18 protein-coding genes and 1 pseudogene are annotated in these 18,668 nt (G+C 56.9%); 10 read left to right on the forward strand and 9 right to left on the reverse strand.

Annotated elements, in window-relative coordinates; all coding sequences use genetic code 11:
* A partial coding sequence (locus QZ517_RS07670; protein ID WP_294224636.1) for a DUF6778 family protein occupies positions 1-547 on the reverse strand: 547 nt, incomplete at its 3' end.
* 147 nt (positions 548-694) lie between these two features.
* Between QZ517_RS07670 and QZ517_RS07675 the strand changes: the two genes are divergently transcribed.
* Complete coding sequence (locus QZ517_RS07675; protein WP_294224639.1) at positions 695-1,126, forward strand: NUDIX domain-containing protein; 432 nt, start codon at positions 695-697, stop codon at positions 1,124-1,126.
* Between the two features lie 3 nt (positions 1,127-1,129).
* Here the strand turns inward: QZ517_RS07675 and QZ517_RS07680 are convergent, their stop codons facing one another.
* From QZ517_RS07680 to QZ517_RS07690, 3 genes and pseudogenes are all read right to left on the reverse strand, one after another.
* Positions 1,130-1,399, reverse strand: coding sequence for a hypothetical protein (locus tag QZ517_RS07680; protein WP_294224642.1), 270 nt, complete (start codon positions 1,397-1,399; stop codon positions 1,130-1,132).
* A gap of 1 nt (position 1,400) precedes the next feature.
* The gene (locus QZ517_RS07685; protein ID WP_294224647.1) at positions 1,401-4,187 is read right to left on the reverse strand and encodes a glutamine-synthetase adenylyltransferase; all 2,787 of its coding nucleotides are present in this window, start codon (positions 4,185-4,187) and stop codon (positions 1,401-1,403) included.
* Between the two features lie 60 nt (positions 4,188-4,247).
* Positions 4,248-4,550: pseudogene (locus tag QZ517_RS07690) on the reverse strand (nuclear transport factor 2 family protein); the annotation flags it as partial.
* 141 nt (positions 4,551-4,691) lie between these two features.
* Between QZ517_RS07690 and QZ517_RS07695 the strand changes: the two are divergent.
* The 3 genes from QZ517_RS07695 (at position 4,692) to QZ517_RS07705 (ending at position 6,295) form a co-directional block, all read left to right on the forward strand.
* Complete coding sequence (locus QZ517_RS07695) at positions 4,692-5,159, forward strand: YbaK/EbsC family protein (RefSeq protein WP_294224650.1); 468 nt, start codon at positions 4,692-4,694, stop codon at positions 5,157-5,159.
* 172 nt (positions 5,160-5,331) lie between these two features.
* On the forward strand, positions 5,332-5,757 hold the full coding sequence (locus QZ517_RS07700; RefSeq protein ID WP_294224653.1) for a DUF2852 domain-containing protein: 426 nt from the start codon (positions 5,332-5,334) through the stop codon (positions 5,755-5,757).
* Positions 5,758-5,845: 88 nt separating this feature from the next.
* Complete coding sequence (locus tag QZ517_RS07705; protein WP_294224656.1) at positions 5,846-6,295, forward strand: RDD family protein; 450 nt, start codon at positions 5,846-5,848, stop codon at positions 6,293-6,295.
* Positions 6,296-6,853: 558 nt separating this feature from the next.
* Here the strand turns inward: QZ517_RS07705 and QZ517_RS07710 are convergent.
* From QZ517_RS07710 to QZ517_RS07720, 3 genes are all read right to left on the reverse strand, one after another.
* Positions 6,854-9,208 carry a TRAP transporter large permease subunit gene (locus QZ517_RS07710; RefSeq protein ID WP_294224659.1) on the reverse strand — a complete coding sequence of 785 codons (2,355 nt, stop codon included), beginning with the start codon at positions 9,206-9,208 and terminating at the stop codon, positions 6,854-6,856.
* A 17-nt stretch (positions 9,209-9,225) separates the two neighbouring features.
* A complete protein-coding gene (locus QZ517_RS07715; RefSeq protein ID WP_294224662.1) occupies positions 9,226-10,140 on the reverse strand; it encodes a TRAP transporter small permease subunit in 915 nt (304 codons plus the stop codon).
* A 119-nt stretch (positions 10,141-10,259) separates the two neighbouring features.
* A complete protein-coding gene (locus QZ517_RS07720; RefSeq protein ID WP_164646870.1) occupies positions 10,260-11,342 on the reverse strand; it encodes a TRAP transporter substrate-binding protein in 1,083 nt (360 codons plus the stop codon).
* 249 nt (positions 11,343-11,591) lie between these two features.
* Between QZ517_RS07720 and QZ517_RS07725 the strand changes: the two genes are divergently transcribed.
* Together QZ517_RS07725 and QZ517_RS07730 are read left to right on the forward strand one after the other, a co-directional pair.
* The gene (locus tag QZ517_RS07725) at positions 11,592-13,019 is read left to right on the forward strand and encodes a cache domain-containing protein (protein WP_294224671.1); all 1,428 of its coding nucleotides are present in this window, start codon (positions 11,592-11,594) and stop codon (positions 13,017-13,019) included.
* A complete protein-coding gene (locus tag QZ517_RS07730; protein ID WP_294224674.1) occupies positions 13,016-13,666 on the forward strand; it encodes a response regulator transcription factor in 651 nt (216 codons plus the stop codon). Before QZ517_RS07725 ends, QZ517_RS07730 begins: the two co-directional genes overlap by 4 nt.
* On the opposite strand, the gene QZ517_RS07735 is transcribed toward QZ517_RS07730, so the two are convergent.
* Entirely contained in the window at positions 13,663-14,040 is a 378-nt protein-coding gene (locus QZ517_RS07735; RefSeq protein WP_294224676.1) for a VOC family protein, read from the reverse strand. The genes QZ517_RS07730 and QZ517_RS07735 overlap by 4 nt on opposite strands.
* A 302-nt stretch (positions 14,041-14,342) precedes the next feature.
* Between QZ517_RS07735 and QZ517_RS07740 the strand changes: the two genes are divergently transcribed.
* Genes QZ517_RS07740 through ilvN form a run of 3 tightly spaced genes read left to right on the forward strand, consistent with a single transcriptional unit; the run spans position 14,343 to position 17,077 of the window.
* Positions 14,343-16,097: an acetolactate synthase 3 large subunit gene (locus tag QZ517_RS07740; RefSeq protein WP_294224679.1), complete on the forward strand. Its 1,755-nt coding sequence runs from the start codon at positions 14,343-14,345 to the stop codon at positions 16,095-16,097.
* A 21-nt stretch (positions 16,098-16,118) separates the two neighbouring features.
* Positions 16,119-16,502 carry a hypothetical protein gene (locus QZ517_RS07745; RefSeq protein WP_294224682.1) on the forward strand — a complete coding sequence of 128 codons (384 nt, stop codon included), beginning with the start codon at positions 16,119-16,121 and terminating at the stop codon, positions 16,500-16,502.
* Positions 16,503-16,513: 11 nt separating this feature from the next.
* Entirely contained in the window at positions 16,514-17,077 is a 564-nt protein-coding gene (gene ilvN, locus QZ517_RS07750) for an acetolactate synthase small subunit (RefSeq protein ID WP_294224684.1), read from the forward strand.
* A gap of 66 nt (positions 17,078-17,143) precedes the next feature.
* Here the strand turns inward: ilvN and QZ517_RS07755 are convergent, their stop codons facing one another.
* Positions 17,144-17,545, reverse strand: a complete 402-nt coding sequence (locus QZ517_RS07755; protein WP_294224687.1) for a hypothetical protein — start codon at positions 17,543-17,545, stop codon at positions 17,144-17,146.
* 307 nt (positions 17,546-17,852) lie between these two features.
* Between QZ517_RS07755 and QZ517_RS07760 the strand changes: the two genes are divergently transcribed.
* The gene (locus QZ517_RS07760) at positions 17,853-18,611 is read left to right on the forward strand and encodes a helix-turn-helix transcriptional regulator (RefSeq protein ID WP_294224690.1); all 759 of its coding nucleotides are present in this window, start codon (positions 17,853-17,855) and stop codon (positions 18,609-18,611) included.
* Positions 18,612-18,668: the final 57 nt, after the last annotated feature.

Raw genomic sequence — 18,668 nt, forward strand, 5'->3', positions numbered from 1 at the left:
GCTGGGTGATGCGGTATTTCTGGGTCAAACCACGGGCTTCCGCCTCAAAGGCCATCTGTCCACCATAGCCCACAAGGCTCGCTTTGATTGGTTTTGGACCGCGCAGCACTGCGCCACTTTGGGGCTCAATGATGGTCATGACAAACTCGATCGAGTGCACGCCGCCCACGGTGTAACGTGTCTTTTCGGTCAATGCGTGGAAACGGGTCACTTCAATTTCCACCCGCACCGGCATCGCTCCATCCAACGGACGGGTGCCCAAACGGATGCTTTCGTCAAAGATGGCTTTCACCTGCTCGTACCGGTTGCCGCGGGCATCACCGCGCCAAACGATGTCACCAGGAGGATAGTAGAGATTGGCCTCGGACACCTTCAGCGACGTTGGCACCGACACATTAAAACTTTCAAGCGCGTAAGACGGCGCAGGCGCTGCCATGTCAGTTGGCACAGTGTCATATGGCGCGTTCCGGCTCGCGGTGTCTACTGACGCACAAGCGCTTGCGCCCAAAGCCAGTACCAGTGCTGCAATAACTTTCCCCATCGACATGTCCAACTCCTCGGGCGGTTTTCGCCTCTGCTGCTCCATGTAAATTTGCGCGCCAAATGGGGCGCGAATGCGTCGAGCGGTGGACGTTTCAAAGGAATTAACTCAAAGTTGAGGTATTCGTCTCAGTCGACAAACGGCCTTTTTCTCATGACCCATACCGTCGCCACTGCCCTGATTATCAATCCAAATCGTGAGGTGTTTGTGCAACGCCGCAGTCCAACCCGCCGTCTCTTTCCCGGCTGCTGGGATCTTGCCGGAGGCCATGTCGATCCCGGCGAAACGGTTGAACAAGCGCTTGCTCGAGAAATCTTTGAGGAAACCGGATGGGAGCTTGCCAACACGCTTACCGAGTTACCCCCCAAGAGCTGGCACGCGGCCGATGGCAAACGGTTGGAGCGCCAATTTGTGGTGACTGTGAAAGGCGATCTAACTCGGCCCATACTTGAAGACGGCAAAGTGGATCACTGGTGCTGGATCGGTGAAGGCGATCTGCCAATACTGTTAGAAAACCGCAGCGACATCGACACTCTTATTCATGACAGCATCAAAGAGGCCTTGGAGTTTCTCGCCAATTTCTAACTGTCAGCCCCGAGGCCGCGACCGCCATCCGCCGCGCCGCTTCGGAGCCCGCATTTCCACGCTGCCTTCTTCCAGCACTTGGGTCATTGGATGGCCCGGAAATCGACTGCTCAAATGCACAATCAGCACCTCAATGGCGTCTCGCATGTCCACCCCGTCTGGCAACGATAGCGCCCAATCCAGAAAGATCGACCGACATTCAGAGGCCGCGATGCCCTCCATCCGGTAACTCTCGTGAATCAACCCCTTAGGGTCACAATGCGAAATATCCATGTCACGCCTCCCCTGCGGACGCCAATGCCTGTGTGACCATCTCAGCCGCTTGAGTTGTGGCTTCTGTCAAAGTGTTCATCACGGCATCGATATCGTCCGCGCCCGTTTCACGCAACAAAAACGCCCGCCCGCCTTCTCCAATCATCTCAGGCGCAATGGTGCTGCCCGAGAGCAGCTTGGACGCCAGTTGCACCTGCCAGCAAAGCCGATAGGTGCTGGCAAGGTCTGATGCATCTGAGGCAGAAAGCCAGCCAATTGCGACACCAGCCTGCAATCCCTGCGTGACCGTCCGACGAGGGGAGCCTGCCAATAGCGCGCCGGTCTGGCTCAACAGCTCAATGTCCTGCAGCCGCCCCGCCCCAATCTTCGCGTCCCATGGCCCATCCGGCGCTTTTGCCGCCGCAATCCGAGTGCGCATGTCTTGCACGTCCCTGCCAATTGCCGCCTTGTCTCTTTCAGTTGCCAAAACCTCTTGCCGGAAGGCTTCCACCTCCGCCATCAGTTCCGACGCACCGGTCACCGGTCGTGCGCGGGTCAGCGCCAGATGCTCCCAAGTCCAGGCCTCATCCCGTTGATAGTTCTTAAACGACGCCAACGACGTGGCCACAGGTCCCTGCGTGCCGGACGGGCGCAAGCGCATGTCCACCTCATAAAGCCGCCCCTGAGACATCGGTGCACTTAGGGCGGTCACCAAAGCCTGCGTGAACCGCGCATAATACGGACGCGCCGCCAACGGCCGCCGGCCCTCAGAAGCCTCCACGCCATCCGCATCATAGATCACAATCAGATCCAGATCAGACGTCGCATTAAGCCTCTGCGCCCCCAGAGAGCCCATGCCCAACACAATCGCGCCCCGCCCAGGCATTGGCCCATGTTTGGCGGCAAAGTGATCAGCCACCGGCTGCCATAGGCCTGCCAAAACCGCCTCCGCCAAATCAGCGTACTGCCGCCCGGCTTCCTCTGCACCAATCAGCCCCCGCAGATGATGCACGCCAATGCGGAACTGCCACTCTTTGGACCAGCGACGCGTGCCATCCAGCTTGGTCTCGTAATCCTCATCTCGCGCCAGCCGCTCCTGCAACTCTTCGGTCAATCCGCGCACACCGGGCCAGTCTGTGAAGAAGCTGCCGCCAATCACCGCGTCAAACACACCAGAATTGCGCGACAGATGCTGTGCCAGCGCAGGTGCCGTGCCAACCACATCAACCAGCAAGTCAATCAATTGCGGATTGGCCTCAAACAGTGAGAACAGCTGCACTCCAGCAGGCAAGCCACGCAAGAACCCGTCCAAAGCCAAAAGTGCCTCGTCTGGTTTCGGGGCCAGCGCCAAGCGCCTCAATATCTCAGGCCGCACACGGTTGAATATCTCCACCGCCCGCACACTGCGCATCGCGGGATAACTCTCCCAGCGATCTATGACCTCATCGTCAAACTGATGGAAAATCTCGACGTCTCCAACGGGTGCGGCATCAGGCGCAAAGAACCCTTCGGTCATCTCATGCACTTCGGTCAGCCGATCATGCAGCTCTTCCCGAATGTCGGCCTCGTCACGCCCCATCAATCCGGCAATCTTGCCCCAACCCTCTTCGCTCTTAGGCAAAAGGTGCGTCTGCGCATCCGCCACCATCTGCACCCGATGCTCCACCTCGCGATGAAAGCGATAGTGATCTGACAATGCTTCGGCCACATCTTCCGGCACCCAACCTTTGGAGGCCAGCTTGCGCAGCCCCGGCACCGTATGCCGATCCCGCAAGTACGGATCACGCCCCCCGGCAATCAGCTGTCGCGTCTGGGTGAAAAACTCGATCTCGCGAATGCCGCCGCGCCCCAGCTTCATATTGTGGCCGTCTAGCGTGATCTCTCCACCTAACCCTTTATGCGCGCGAATGCGCAACCGCATGTCATGGGCATCCTGAATGGCAGAAAAATCCAAATGTTTGCGCCACACAAACGGCGTAAGCGTATCCAAAAATTTCTGTCCGGCCGCCAAATCTCCGGCAGAGGGCCGCGCCTTGATATAGGCCGCCCGCTCCCATGTGCGCCCAAGGCTCTCGTAGTAGCGCTCCGCCGCCTCCATCGCGAGACACACCGGCGTCACTGCCGGATCAGGCCGCAGTCGCAGATCGGTGCGAAACACATACCCATCGCCTGTGATGTCATTGAGCATCGCCGCCATCTTGCGTGTGGCGCGAATGAAACTGGCCCGCGCGTCATGGTAGTCATCCGCGTCAAACCGGCTTTCATCAAACAGGCAGATCAGGTCAATGTCAGAGCTATAATTCAGCTCATGTGCGCCCATCTTGCCCATAGCAATCGACACCATGCCGCCCGCAGTTGAAATGTCCTCTTCGGTGGCTCCAGGCAGCTTCTTACGTCGGATTTCCGCGCCTATGGTCGCCTCAAGCGCCAATTGGCTCGCCAAATCGGCAAAATCGGTGAGTGTGCCGGTCACCTTCTCAAGCGACCACGCCCCCGCCAAATCCGCCAGTGCTGTCAGCAGCGCCACCTTGCGCTTGGCCGCCCGCAAACTTGTTGCTCGTTGATCTGGCGCCCCAGATCGCAGCTCGGCAAACAACTTGGCCACCGCGGCGTCCGCATCCTGCAACGCCTCTGGCACCCAGTCTGCCTCCTTGTGGATCAAGCTTTTCAAGTACGGGCTGGAGCCTGCCGTGCCTTCAATCAGCTTGGCCAGATCCCCCGACAACGACGGCACCGCAGCACAGGCCTCTGCCCCGAGTTCAGGATCAAACGGACGTGGCAGGCGGGTGATTTGTGATTCAAACAACATGGCGCGACTTTGAAACCGCGCCGCCAGAAGGTCAATTGGCGGCGCTGCCGCAGGCTCCGTTTAAGGTACGCCTTGCCCGGTCAATGGCGTGTCCTGACTGAAACTGTTCACCCAGGCCCCGTCGCGCTGCTCCCACAAGGAGCTCACCAACATGATCTCCCAATCCGTTTTGCCACTCCGCAGATAATCAGCCCGGTAAATCAACAACCCGCTATCTGCCCCGGTGGCCCGCACCTGCACCTCACTCAGCCGATACTCCGCCACAGTCGCCCCGCCATCCAACTGCCCAGTATGCGCGTCTTTGCCCGCAAACCCATCCGGGTAGATGCCGATAAAATCCTCACTCAGCAACGCCCCGTCCGCGTCACCATCGCCTTACACCAGCGCATCCCAAACACGGGTCTCCAGCGCCAATAATTCCTGTTTCAGTTCATTCGTTTTTTCCATGCTGGCACCCTGAGGCGCACCGTGGCAGAAATCAACCCGAGGACGAGGAGACACCACATGAGCAAGAGTTTGAAACGCGTGCGTGCAGCGTTAGAGGATGCGGGCAAGAATATCGACATCCGGGAGACTGACGGGGCACGCACCGCGCAAATGGCCGCCGACGCCGTGGGATGTGAGGTGGACCAAATCGCCAAATCCATCGTGTTTCAAAAGGCCGACACCGGCGAGGTCGTGCTGTTTCTCACCGCCGGTGGCCGCCAAGTCGACACCAAAGCCGCCGAAGCCCTTCTGGGGGCACAGCTGATCCGTGCCGATGCCACAGTAGTCCGCAAACAAACCGGCTTCGCGATTGGGGGAGTGAGCCCGGTGGGTCACCTCTCACCTATCCAAGCGTTTATGGACAACCGCCTGACCAATTTTGCGGAAATCTGGGCCGCCGCGGGCACGCCCAACCATGTTTTTTGCCTGTCCCCCGAAGACTTACAGCAAATTTCCGGCGCAAAGACCTGCAATTTCAGCATCTAACCAGCAAAATTTCAAACTATTTTTATCAACAGTAACAAGCAGATAAGGCCAAAATGTAAAACCCTTTCACATTTTTCCTTGCAATACACCCCTGCACTCCCAATCTTGGTAATGTGAAAGCGATTTACATACCGCCTCACAGAGACACAACAAAACAAACTCGGAGACAGTTATGACCCCTGCCGCAACCGCCCATACCGCCGACACCCAGCACCTCAGCTGGTTTGGCAAGAGCGAGGCCTGGCTGGACAGCAAAGGCAAAGGTGCCTGGATTGCCGCCATGGTTCTTGGCTTCGTGTTCTTCTGGCCTGTTGGCCTGGCCCTTCTTTTCTACATGATCTGGAGCAAAGATATGTTCAAGAAATCCTCCCGCAACCGCAGCTGTTCCCGTCGCATGCATGTGATGGCCTCCTCCGGCAACAGCGCCTTTGACAGCTACCGCGACGAGACCCTGCGCCGATTGGAAGACGAGCAGAAAAACTTCGAAGACTTCTTGGAGCGTCTGCGTGCCGCCAAAGACAAGTCGGAGTTTGACGAGTTCATGGACGAACGTGCCACCAAAGCAACGGACGAACGTCGCGAAACCGAAGACGCCTAAACGCGCCCTATCTGAGCAGCCACGGCGCGGGAGCCTCCTTCCGCGCCGTTTTCTATAGAATAACGGTATCAACTTAATCGAGAGTGACATGAGCCACCGCACCTTTGCCCTGCCCGATCCGGACACCCAATCCGAGTTTTACGAAGACGTGACCTTCAAGCGCTTTCTGGCGTGGTTGATCGACACTGCGCTGATCTTTGTGTTGTGTGTCCTGGTGCTGCCCTTCACCGCCTTCACCGGCATCCTCTTCTTTGGCGCGTTGCTGTTTGTCTTTGGGTTTGCCTACCGCGTGGTCACCATCGCAACCGGCTCCGCCACTTGGGGCATGCGCCTGATGTCCATCGAACTGCGCCAATCAGACGGCAGCCGGTTTGATCTGGGCTCAGCCTTCCTGCACACGCTGGGATTCACCGTGTCGGTGATGTTCCCCATCCTGCAAATCATCTCGATTGTCCTGATGATCACCACAGACCGCAAACAGGGCCTCACCGACCACGTCATGGGCTCCGTCGCCATCAACCGCGCCGCACGTTACTGAACGATATATATCGGTGCCTCGGTCTCAAACTTGATCGAGGCACGCCGCCTGCGGGTGCCAATCTCCCATTTGATTAGCGCTCTAGTAGAAACTGCCCGTTTTGGGAAAACCGGAGACTCAAACAAGCGCTTTCCCCTTGAACCTACGGCAAGGTTTGAGGTGTATTTCATGTATGAAATCTCTGGAAGATATCCTACGTTCCACTATTGACTGGCAGGCGCGATTGATCAGTTGGAACCCAATACTCGGCGCAGCATATTTAGTTTTCGCTTCGGTCGTGCTTGTTTTTTGGCTACCCGCACAACTCCATAATTTAACCGGACTGCCCATTGCCGTAACTATCCCGGGGATGTTTTTTCTCCACGCAATTCAACTATTTGCAGTATTCCGGAAGGTTCGGTTTTAGAGGATCGTTGATTAAGATCCGTCGAAGATTTGGGCGACTTGTCAACATCAACCTTAATGACAACAATTCAGATCCCCCTTTCGCCCCCCATCACCTCAAACGAAAAACGGGGGCCACTTGGCCCCCGTTTCTTATTGTCACTTGCTCCGTGATCAGTTTCCGATCAGATCCGGCAGGATCGTCACAATCGATGGGAAGTACCACAAGATCGCCAGTCCCAGCACCTGAATGAGCACAAAGGGAATGATGCCCTTGTAGATGTGCCCGGTCGTGACCTCTTTTGGCGCCACCCCTCTGAGGTAGAAGAGCGCAAAGCCAAACGGCGGTGTCAGGAACGAGGTCTGCAAGTTCACTGCGATCATGATGGTGACCCACTTCGGATCAAAGGTACCGCCGTAGATGACCGGGCCGACAATTGGGATCACGATGTAGATGATCTCCAGGAAATCGAGCACAAAGCCCATCACAAACAGCACCAGCATCACGATCAGGAAGACTTTGAACTCGTTATCAAACGATTTCAGGAAGCCCTGAATGTAATGCTCTCCACCAAAGCTGATCACCACAAGGTTCAACAACTGCGAGCCGATCAGGATGGTAAACACCATCGAGGTCACCTTCGCGGTCTCTCGCACAATTGGCGATAGCACCTTGCCGCGGAACAGAACCCAGCAGCCAAACAGCAGACCAAACATCGCAAACAGGTAGGTGCCTTTGGCCACAAAGAACGCAATCAGGTTCTCAGTAGCGACCACTTCCTGGTTGATACGCAAGTCAAAGTTCACGCCCACAAGGATCATGACGATCACAGCAAAAGTTGACCAGATGATGATCCCGCCGGAGCGGCCTTCATCGTGCAGTCGACGATACGCCGCCAGCATGATCGCCCCACCCGCACCCAGCGCAGCCGCCGGTGTTGGGTTGGTGATGCCACCGAGGATCGAGCCCAGCACGGCAATGATCAGAACCAGCGGTGGGAACACCACGCGCAGCAGTTCATTTTTGCCGAGCAGACCCGCGCCGTAGCGCACACCATAAAGCGACATTGCCAAAGGCACAGCCAGGAAGATCAGCGTCCAGCCCGGTGTGGTCACCGGCGTGATCAGGATCGCATCCACAGCCAGTGCCAGCACAATGCCTGCACCACCAATCAACAATGGACGGGTGTCTGCGCTTGGGGCAACGCCCCGCGCAGTTGTCAGGATCAGAGCCAGCAACAGGTAGCCAATTGCCAAACCGGAACCAATTGGCGCCGCCGCAGCAATTTTCCCAACACGCAGCTCGGCACGTTCCTCATCGCTGAGCGCACGCGCTTCCGCAACACCGCCGGCTTCATCAATCGCTGTCTGCTCCGCAATCGCCTGATCCCAGGCAAGCTGACCATGTAAGTCGATCATCGAGGCTTTACACTGATCTCCAACACTGGTGCGCAGGCTCGCGGTTTGACCCGCATCCGAGAAGCTGTCGACTGTGACGTCCTGAGTGCCAATCAAGTTGACCTGCCCCAAAAGGATCACAGCTGCAATCAAACCTGCCGGTACAGCCAGGAACCAAGTCATGCCCTCGCCACGTGTGATGGCTTCGCCATTGGATGCTCCCATTTCCACCGCGGGGGCTTCTTTGGGGTTAAACATCGCGTAGCCAAAGGCATAGAGACCGTAAAGCACCGCAAGCATGATGCCGGGGATCAGAGCCGCCTGGAACAATGTCCCGACAGACACAACCGCCGGTTCACCCAGGAAGGTCAGCGCATCAGAACATCCAGCCACCTGGGCACGGTTTTCCTGTGCCGCAGAGTAGAGGTCGCCCGCCAACGTACCAAGTAGAACGATCACGATGGATGGTGGAATAATCTGCCCTAGCGTCCCAGACGCCGCAATCACACCAGTAGCCAGCTTTGGGTTATACCCGTGCTTCAGCATGGTTGGCAGCGACAGCAGCCCCATGGTCACAACCGTTGCGCCCACAATACCAGTGGAGGCCGCCAAGAAGGCACCCACAACCACAACCGACACAGCCAGACCGCCTGGCAGCGGGCCAAAGACGCGCGCCATCGTGGTCAGAAGGTCGTTTGCAATCTTGGAACGTTCCAGCGTGATGCCCATCAGAACAAACATCACAACCGCCAACAGCGTCTCGATGGACTGACCGGCAAGCACACGCTCGTTCATCCGGTTGACCACAAAGCTGATGTTGCGGTTCATCGCCTGTTCCCAGCCGCCCGGGAACACAGATTCCGCCACACGTGGCAAATCCGGGTATCGGAAAACCGAGATCGTGTCCGCCTTCACGCCTTGGGCAATCAGGTCAGCATACATGGCTGAGCTGCTGTCAATCGCGTGGTGTACCAGGATCCCGGCACTGTCGAGCGCCGCAATGATCCCGAAAGAGATAACCCCTGCCCCACCAATGGCAAACGCCACCGGGAAACCGGAAAGAATGCCTCCGAAGAGGCAGAGAAAGACGATAATCAGGCCGATCTCGACCCCATCAAGTCCAAATAGCATTAGTTCTGCCCCTTAGATCAGTGTGTGCCTTCATAGGCTTCTTCACCCTCGCCCAGCGTGTCGCGGTCGAGGTATTTGCCAATGCTGCCAGTGCCTTCTTTGTACTCAAGATATGAGCGATAGAAGAACGCGATGGCCTGCAAAAAGACCATGGCGGCAAAGCAAACAAGAAGCACTTTGAAGAGGAAATAAGCGTTAAAGCCGTTGGGTGAGAAACCGATGGTCTCCACATTCCATTTCAGGATACGGGCCTTTTTCATCAGGATTTCAACCTTGTCGGACGCCGAAACTTTCGGTGTCACAAGGTGGCGCCACATGAAGAACCAGCCGTACATCCAGGTCAGAACCGCAACCGGCATCATGAAGAAGATGGAGCCAAACATATCGATCACACGTTTTGCACGGTGACTGATCGCCGAATACACCAGATCCACACGCACGTGGCCGCCCTGCACAAACGTGTACGTTGCACACATACACACGATCATCGCGTTATAAAGCTTCAGCTCTTCTGCCCACCAGCTCACGTCAAACGTCAGCCAGTCCACGCCGTAGATCAGTGAGATCTCAGCCACGGTAAAGATCCGCTGCATAAACACGATCACGATCTGCTGCAGCACCATCAACAGGCCAGCCCACGCAAAGAAACGGCCCACCGAATTGGCGAAGCCTTCCAGAACGCGCACGCATCCCCACATGAAATTGGGTCGCGCAATTCCCACCGCCGTAACGATCAAGAAAAGCGTGAACACCACAAAGAAAAACTCGACCGAGCCACCGTAATAAACAAACCGCATCAGCGATTGTTTGTCCTCGGTGGTCTCAAGGCCTCCCATCCAGCTCAGCCACAAGCCCGGATGTGTGAGCGCATATCCCGCGTTCACAAAGGCTTGGCCGATGTTGGAAAAGAACCAGACCAGACCGTCCAGCATTGTCCCCTCATCCCCTTATTGTTTTGGAATTTTGACAGCGCGACGATCCGTGCCCCGTCTTTTTTTTGAAAAGGCCCCCCGGAAATCCCGAGGGGCCAATTTCTCAGCTTCTCAAGGCCTTAGCCCATCACGCGATCACGCTGTGCCCGGTAGAATCCTTCGGACCGTACCAGCCAACCGGAAGACGCTTTCATGCTTTCTTCTACGGAGCCACGGACTTTGGCGAAGATTTCGTCGTCCATGTAGCCGTCCAGAGTCTCTTTGGACGCGGCGCCCATTGCATCCCAAACGCTGTCTGGGAATTCCAGAACCTTCACACCACCGGCTTGCAGACGCTGCAGCGCCGCACCGTTGTTGTTCAGGAACTGAGACAGGTTCCACTGGTGAGTGGCTGCGGCTGCAGTTTCGATGATCTTCTGGTGCGCAGGAGACAGGCTGTCGAACACTTCGCGATTGGTTGCGAGTGTCAGAGCAGCACCTGGCTCGTGGAAGCCTGCGGTGTAGTAGAACTTGGTGATTTCCTGGAAACCAGCTTTTTCATCAGCCCAAGGACCAATCCACTCGGTACCGTCGATGGCGCCAGACGCCAGCGCTTGGTACACTTCGGAACCTGGAAGGTTCTGAACGGATGCGCCCATTTTGCCGAGCGCTTGACCGCCCATGCCAGGCATACGGAATTTCAGACCTTGGAAGTCTTCCGGACCGTTGATCTCTTTGGAGAACCAACCACCAGCCTGTGCACCGGTGTTACCCGCCAGGAAGGATTTCAGGCCAAAGATTTCGCCCAGCTCATCATGCAGCGCCATGCCGTCGCCGTGGTGATACCAGTTCATCATCTCCTGAGCGGTCATGCCGAACGGAGCTGCAGTGAAGTACTGGTACGCAGGGTGCTGACCAGTGAAGTAGTAGTCAGCCGCGTGGTACATGTCGGCCTGACCTGCGGTCACGGCGTCAAATACTTCAAATGCGCCAACCAGTTCGCCGGCCGCTTTGATCTCAACGGTCAGGTTGCCGTCAGACATTGCGGTGATGGAATCTGCCGCGTGCTGTGCCGCGTCAAAAACACCTGCAAGGCCACGGCCCCAGGATGTCACCATTGTCAGTGTGCGCTTGCCAGAAGCGTAAGCGGGTGCCGCCAGAGTGGTGGCTGCGGCTGCGGTGCCGCCGAGTGCAGACGTCTTTAGAAAAGAACGACGATCCATGTAGGTCTTCCTCCCAGAATATTGTTCAGCTCAGGTCTCCCTCCAGAGACTCCAAGCGGATCGTTGAAGTGCGGCGAGCCTAGCCCTGCCCCTACGTAGAGGAAATACCCACTACCGCGTAGAAACCGACCAAATGGCCAAAATTCCGAACCAATTTGGAAAGTTAATTTTCCGTTTACGCAGTCGTTAGCGGTAACGAAGATGATTCTGATCTATGATTCGCCGTCAAACTTCCGTAACGAATCGAACATGCGACCCATTTGGCCCCTCCTGCGACTGTCTTACGGTCAGAAGCTGTTTCTGCTGGCAACCGTGCCCTTGCTTTTGGCGGTAGCGGGCATTTCCGTATTGGTGGCCAACCAGTCCCGGCAATTGGCGGACCGCGAAATCCGCGCTTTGGAGGCGCAACTGATCGAAGCCAAAAAAGCGGAGCTCAAAAACTATATCTCGATTGCCCGCACCGCTTTTATCAACATCTATGGCCGCGCCGCGCCAGATGATTACGAGGCCAAGCTTGCGGTAACCCAAATCTTGTCCTCCATGCTCTACGGGCAAGATGGCTACTTCTTTGTGTTTGACTACGACGGCAACAACCTTGTCAGCCCCCGTCAAACTTACCTGATTGGCAAAAACTGGCGTGGCCTCACCGACCTCAACGGCACAGAGATCACCGATCCTTTGATTGAAATCGCCCGCTCCGGCGGCGGCTATCACAGTTTTGACTGGGTGAAACCCTCCACCCTCGAAACCGCCCGCATGGTCACCTATGTGGTTGGCTTGCAAGACTGGCAGTGGGTGGTTGGCACAGGCATCTTCATTGACGACGTATTGGATAGCGTCGCCGCCGCCCGCGCTGAGGTCGAAGAGCGCGTGCAGCGCACCTCTTTCTATATTCTGGTGATCACTGTCGCTTGCCTGACCCTGGTGTTTCTCTCCGGTTTCTTCATCACCGTACGTGAGCGCCGTCTCGCAGACGCCAAGCTCAAAGCGCTGACGCAACGGGTGTTCGACGCCCAAGAAGAAGAGCGCGGTCGCGTCGCGCGCGAATTGCACGACGGCATCTCTCAACTTCTCGTCGGCGTGCGCTACGCACTCGACAGCGCCACACGTCGCCTCAAAAACGGCGACGACCGCGGGCTGGAGTCGCTGGACAAAGGCGTCGACCACCTCTCCGGTGCCATTCAGGAAGTCCGCCGCATTTCCCGCGACTTGCGCCCCGGTGTGTTGGATGACCTCGGCCTCGGCCCGGCCCTCAAAGCCTTGACCGACGACTTCTCAGCGCGCACCGGCATTGAAACCCACTTCAACACTGTGGTGTTCCGCAACCGCCTCGATCAGGACGCCAAGATCGCGCTCTATCGCATCGCCCAGGAAGCCTTGACCAACATTGAGCGTCACGCGGGGGCCACCACCGTCTCCATTGACGTGCGCGGCCACAAAAAGGGCGCCACTTTGCGGATAGCCGACAACGGCAAAGGCTTGCCACAAGAGCGGGACGCTTCTGCCCGTGGCGGCCTCGGCCTGCGCAACATGCAGGAACGTGTGGAGCAGCTCGACGGCACCCTACGCATTTTCTCCTCTCGCTCCGGCACGGTGATTGTGGCAGAAGTCCCGCTAAGCCACATCCTGACGCCCGAAACCGAGGGCAACGACAAGACCCGAAAGGCCAGCGCATGACCTCAGACACAACCATCAAAGTGATGATTGTCGACGATCACCCCATGGTGGCCGAGGGCATCGAGTCCATTTTGGAAAGCTATGACGACATCACTGTTGTCGGCACGCTGTCCAATGGCCGCGAGGCGGTAGACAAGTTGCCTTCACTGAACCCGGATGTGGTGCTGATGGACCTCAATATGCCGGAGATCGGCGGGCTTACTGCCACCGAAATGCTGCTGGAAATGAACCCGGACCTGCGGGTTTTGATCTTATCGATGCACGACAGCCCGGAATACATCTCCACCGCGCTGAGCCACGGCGCCATGGGGTATGTTCTCAAAGACGTGCCCACCGACGAAATCAAAACCGCCATTGATGCGGTGATGGGCGGCAAGAAATATCTCTGCACCGGCGCCAAAGGTTCACTTGAGCCATCCGAGGACGGCGCGCGTGAACCTCTCACCAGTCGCGAGCAAACCGTGCTCTTGCAACTGGCGCAGGGCAAATCCAACAAAGAAGTGGCCAACGAGCTCAATATCTCTGTGCGCACCGTGGAAACCCATCGCAAAAACATCAAGCGCAAGCTGGGCATCTCCTCCACCGCCGGCCTCACCCGCTACGCCATGGAACACGGCGTTCTGCAAGGCACCGGCGTCGGACTTTAAGCCGCTATTGCCTCCCCAAAAAACACCAAATTCCCGTCGTCATCCAACACGTGGAATTCCCTCTGTCCGTATGGCTGATCAAACGGTTCCCGTACGCGCCCGTTCGGTAACCCGATCAGCGCCTCGTGCATATCCGCAAACAGAGCGTCGATCCCAGTCACATCGATGTAAAAGGACGTTTCCTTGCCTGGCATGTCCTCCGGACCACCCAGCTCGATCAACCGAACGGCCACAGAGCTCCGTCGCAAAAACGCGTAGTTGTCGGCCATAAACCCAACTTCGAAACCCAGTCTATCCCGGTAAAACGCGATTTGCCGTGCCAAATTGCTGCAGGGAACAAACGGTGTGATCTGATTCAACTCGAATTCACTCATAATATTTCCTCAAATTTCACAAACACCATCTCTTGGCGCAATAATTGAAAAGATTTTACGTCCGAAACGGCGCTTTTCTGTAGCTTTCGCGGTTGACGCCGCGATGCAGCAGCCATAAGGTCCGATCCGAACACATTAAGTAACCCCTCTTGAGGACATACACGATGCCAAGGCTAGTCGTCATTGTCGGAATAAGGCGCATGGGCCGGTAACGGACACCATAATGGTACCCCATGCGCCCTCGCTCAAAAGCGGGGGCTTTTTTGTGTGAGCTAGTAATGTCGTCGGTAACGGAGAGAATGATGACACGTCAGATGACCGGAGCAAAAATGGTAGTTCAAGCCTTGAAGGATCAGGGTGTGGACACAGTCTTTGGCTATCCCGGAGGGGCTGTCCTACCCATTTACGACGAGATTTTTCAGCAGAATGATATTCGTCATATCCTTGTGCGTCACGAACAAGGCGCGGTGCATGCAGCTGAGGGCTATGCCCGCTCCACTGGCAAGGTTGGTGTGGCGCTTGTCACCTCTGGTCCCGGCGCCACCAATGCGGTGACCGGTCTGACCGATGCGTTGCTGGACTCGATCCCAATTCTGGTGCTGACCGGCCAGGTGCCGACCTTCATGATTGGCTCTGACGCATTTCAGGAAGCAGACACCGTGGGCATCACCCGCCCCTGCACCAAGCACAACTGGCTGGCCAAAGACACGGACACATTGGCGGAAACCCTGCATCAGGCGTTTCACGTCGCGCAGTCCGGCCGTCCTGGCCCAGTGCTGGTGGATATTCCGAAAGACGTGCAATTTGCCAATGGCACCTACACGGCGCCAGAAAAATCCGACACAACCATTTACCAGCCGGAAACCAAAGGCGACATCACTGCCATCAACGAGCTGGTGGAAGCGATGGAAAAAGCCGAACGCCCGGTGTTTTACACTGGCGGCGGCGTGATCAACTCGGGCCCCAAGGCAAGCGCCCTGCTGCGCGAACTGGTGGAGGCCACCGGCATTCCGATCACCTCCACGCTGATGGGGCTTGGTGCGTATCCGGCGTCGGGCGAAAACTGGCTGGGCATGCTCGGCATGCACGGCCTGTATGAAGCCAATATGGCAATGCATGACTGCGATCTGATGATCAACATCGGCGCGCGTTTTGATGACCGCATCACCGGCCTGATTTCTGCGTTCTCGCCAAACTCGATCAAAGCGCACATCGACATTGACCCCTCCTCGATCAACAAGGTGATCAAGGCCGACATCCCAATTGTGGGTGACGTGGAAAGTGTTCTGACCGACATCCTGAAGGTCTGGAAAGCCCGCGGCCGCACCGTGAACCGCGACGCCATTGCCAACTGGCAAAGCCAGATCAGCGATTGGCGCAAGGTTGAGTGCCTGAAGTATGTTCAGGAAGGCAAGGTCATCAAACCACAGTACGCCCTGTCCCGGCTTGAGGCGCTGACCAAAGAGCATGACCGCTACATCACCACCGAAGTGGGCCAACACCAGATGTGGGCCGCACAGTATTTGGGCTTTGAAGACCCCAACCGGTGGATGACCTCCGGTGGACTCGGCACCATGGGCTACGGCTTCCCAGCCTCCATTGGCGCCCAAGTGGCGCACCCCGACAGCCTCGTGATCAACGTGGCCGGCGAAGCGTCTTGGCTGATGAACATGCAGGAAATGGGCACCGCGATCCAATTCCGCCTGCCAGTAAAGCAGTTCATCTTGAACAACGAACGCCTCGGCATGGTACGTCAGTGGCAAGAGCTGCTGCACGGCGAACGCTACAGCCACAGCTGGTCCGAAGCGCTGCCTGACTTCGTGAAACTCGCAGAAGCCTTTGGCGCCAAAGGCATCATCTGCTCCGACCCGGATGATCTGGACGACGCGATCATGGAGATGATCAACTATGACGGCCCGGTGATCTTTGACTGTCTGGTGGAAAAACACGAGAACTGCTTCCCGATGATTCCGTCAGGCAAGCCACACAACGAAATGCTTCTGGGCGAAGCCAGCACGCAGGGCGTTATCCAAGCCGGCGGCGCGGTGATGGTGTAACCAATGCGGTTGGTGTCGATAATGGTGATCGCCTTTGGCATCGGTATTATCGGCTACCAGCTAGTACCAAAGCGCCCGATGCTGTTGGAGGTTGAATGGATGCAAGACGCGAACGTATGGAGAGCAAATGAAATTGCTGCAACATCGGGCGACTACTGTATCTGCCCGCCTTATGAGTGCGCTTCGATGTTTGAAGCGACGCTAATAGTCAACGACCGCGAATTTCTCGGAAAAAACTCGAGGTATGTTTTGGCTTCACCGTCTGGACCAGTTTCCGCCGATACCAAGCCAAAGCACGTCACCAGAATATCGTCCAAAAAGAAATGCTTCGAAAAGAACAAAGGCGATGAAGTCGTCTTCGAACTAAGAAAGGCTGGAGATAGCTATTCTCTCAGCGTTTACTGAAAGGCAAACCCATGGCTGCTCTAAAAATCAAAAAAGGCTCCACGAGCCACTCCGCTTATAACCTACGTCCCACTTTCTCCGACGAGGTCGAAACCCACACCCTTGCCGTGTTGGTGGACAACGAACCGGGCGTTTTGGCGCGGGTGATTGGTCTCTTTGCCGGTCGTGGCTACAACATCGAAAGCCTGACCGTGGCTGAGGTGGATCACACCGGGCACATGTCGCGCATCACCATCGTAACCACCGGCACACCGCAAGTGATTGAACAGATCAAAGCGCAGTTGGGCCGCATTGTGTCGGTGCATGACGTGCACGACCTGACAGTCGAAGGCGCGTCCGTGGAGCGCGAACTGGCCCTATTCAAAGTGTCTGGCACCGGCGACAAGCGGGTTGAAGCCCTGCGTCTGGCAGACATCTTCCGCGCCAATGCGGTCGACAGCACGCTGGAAAGCTTTGTGTTTGAACTGACCGGCACGCCCGGCAAGATCGACGCGTTTGCCGACCTCATGCGTCCACTTGGCTTGGTTGAAGTTGCCCGCACGGGTGTTGCCGCCCTGTCGCGCGGATCAGAGTAAAGCAAGCGACCACTGCGTTCAAAAAAGGGGCCACGTGGCCCCTTTTATTTTGCCTGATACTTTGCGCTAACTGACCTTGCGCGCCTGCGCCGCCGTTTTCCAATCGATGACTTCGGCTGTTTCGCCCGCGGCATTTGGGCCGTCCGCACGGTTGTCACAATCGGGCAATCGCAGCGCCGCCCGCAATGCGCGGCCAAGTTCCCCGGTTTCAACGGCCATGGCCGCCTGCAACAGATGATCGGCCAGCGGCGTCCCAGGCGCCAGCCTGCACAGGTTGCTCGCCCGTCGCTGCTGCCCAACCATCGTTATATCAAATACCACCAGGTCGCCCGCCGCCAGATCCCCTGCGCCGCGCCCCAAAGCTGCCGCATCCGATTTGACGGAAAAGTAAGCCAGATCCGCGTGGTCCTCACACCAGATCACAGCTGTTCCACCTGTGTTGTCATGCCAAAGCACAACCCCATTCATGCCATTTCCTCCCCCGAACTCGTTAAGTCCCGTGCACCAATGGGCCGTCCTCAAATACAGCCGACCCTAAAATCCCCACCTCAGCCTACAGCCAGTTTTGCTTCCACCCATGGCCCAATTTGTGTCGGGGCTCTTGCAAGCTGGTGCCGTTCTGCGCCAAAGTGACGCCCATTAGCATCTAATAGGACTGCGCAGTGAGTTTGCACACGTTCCGCGAGTCTTTCAATGACAAACACAGCCGGAGAGCCATTTGCCACAACCCGAGACTGTATTAGCCAGCGAAACACATCCTGCTGAGCTACGTCAAATGTTTGGGAGAAATTTGCGGTCGCTCTGCGCGCCGTATCGATCTGTCTCCGATTTGTGCCGAAAGCTGGGAATCAACCGCACACAATTCAACCGATATCTGTCCGGCGAAAGTTTCCCGCGACCTGACGTCCTACATTTAATCTGCCGTTTTTTTGACGTGGACGCCCGCATTCTGCTCGAACCTTTGGAGAGCCTAGACACCCGCCCCGGAGTGCTCAACCACCCGTTTCTCGCAGACAATGTCGGCAGCGGCATGCAAACTCTGACCGAAGAGGCTTTCCCATCTGGTTTCTATCGGTTCTCGCGCAAGAGCTTTGTCGAAAACAATCTCATAATTGTAGGCTTGGTCTACATTTTCCGCGACGGTCCATACACCTTCCTTAGGGGGTACGAACCGCGCCAAGCGATGAGCACACACGGCCTTCCAACCAATGGGCCGCTGCGAGAGTTCCGGGGCTACGTCTCCGCCCAGGAAGATGGCGTCTCCATCAATGTCGCGCACAGATACAATATGGCGGCCTCGTTTAATTACTTGGGCCGCGTTGCCGCCTTCAACAACGGCTTTTGGGCAGGCTACGCCGCCCGTCCAACCCGCGAAACCCTGCATGGGCGGGTCGTGGCGCGTATGGTCTACGAACATCTGGACGCCCCTTTACACGACATCATCACCATTGCCCGCCAAACCGGTTATGTGAAACCAGAGGACCTGCCCGAGTTTCATCTGCGCCAACTGATGCTGGACACGCCTTTGACCTAACCGGCGCATCCAAGGCATCCTCTGTCGCAGACAGACCGGACCCTTCAGCTTTCCCCC

Origin of the sequence: uncultured Shimia sp. (assembly GCF_913054185.1) — a bacterium.
GTDB lineage: Bacteria > Pseudomonadota > Alphaproteobacteria > Rhodobacterales > Rhodobacteraceae > Shimia.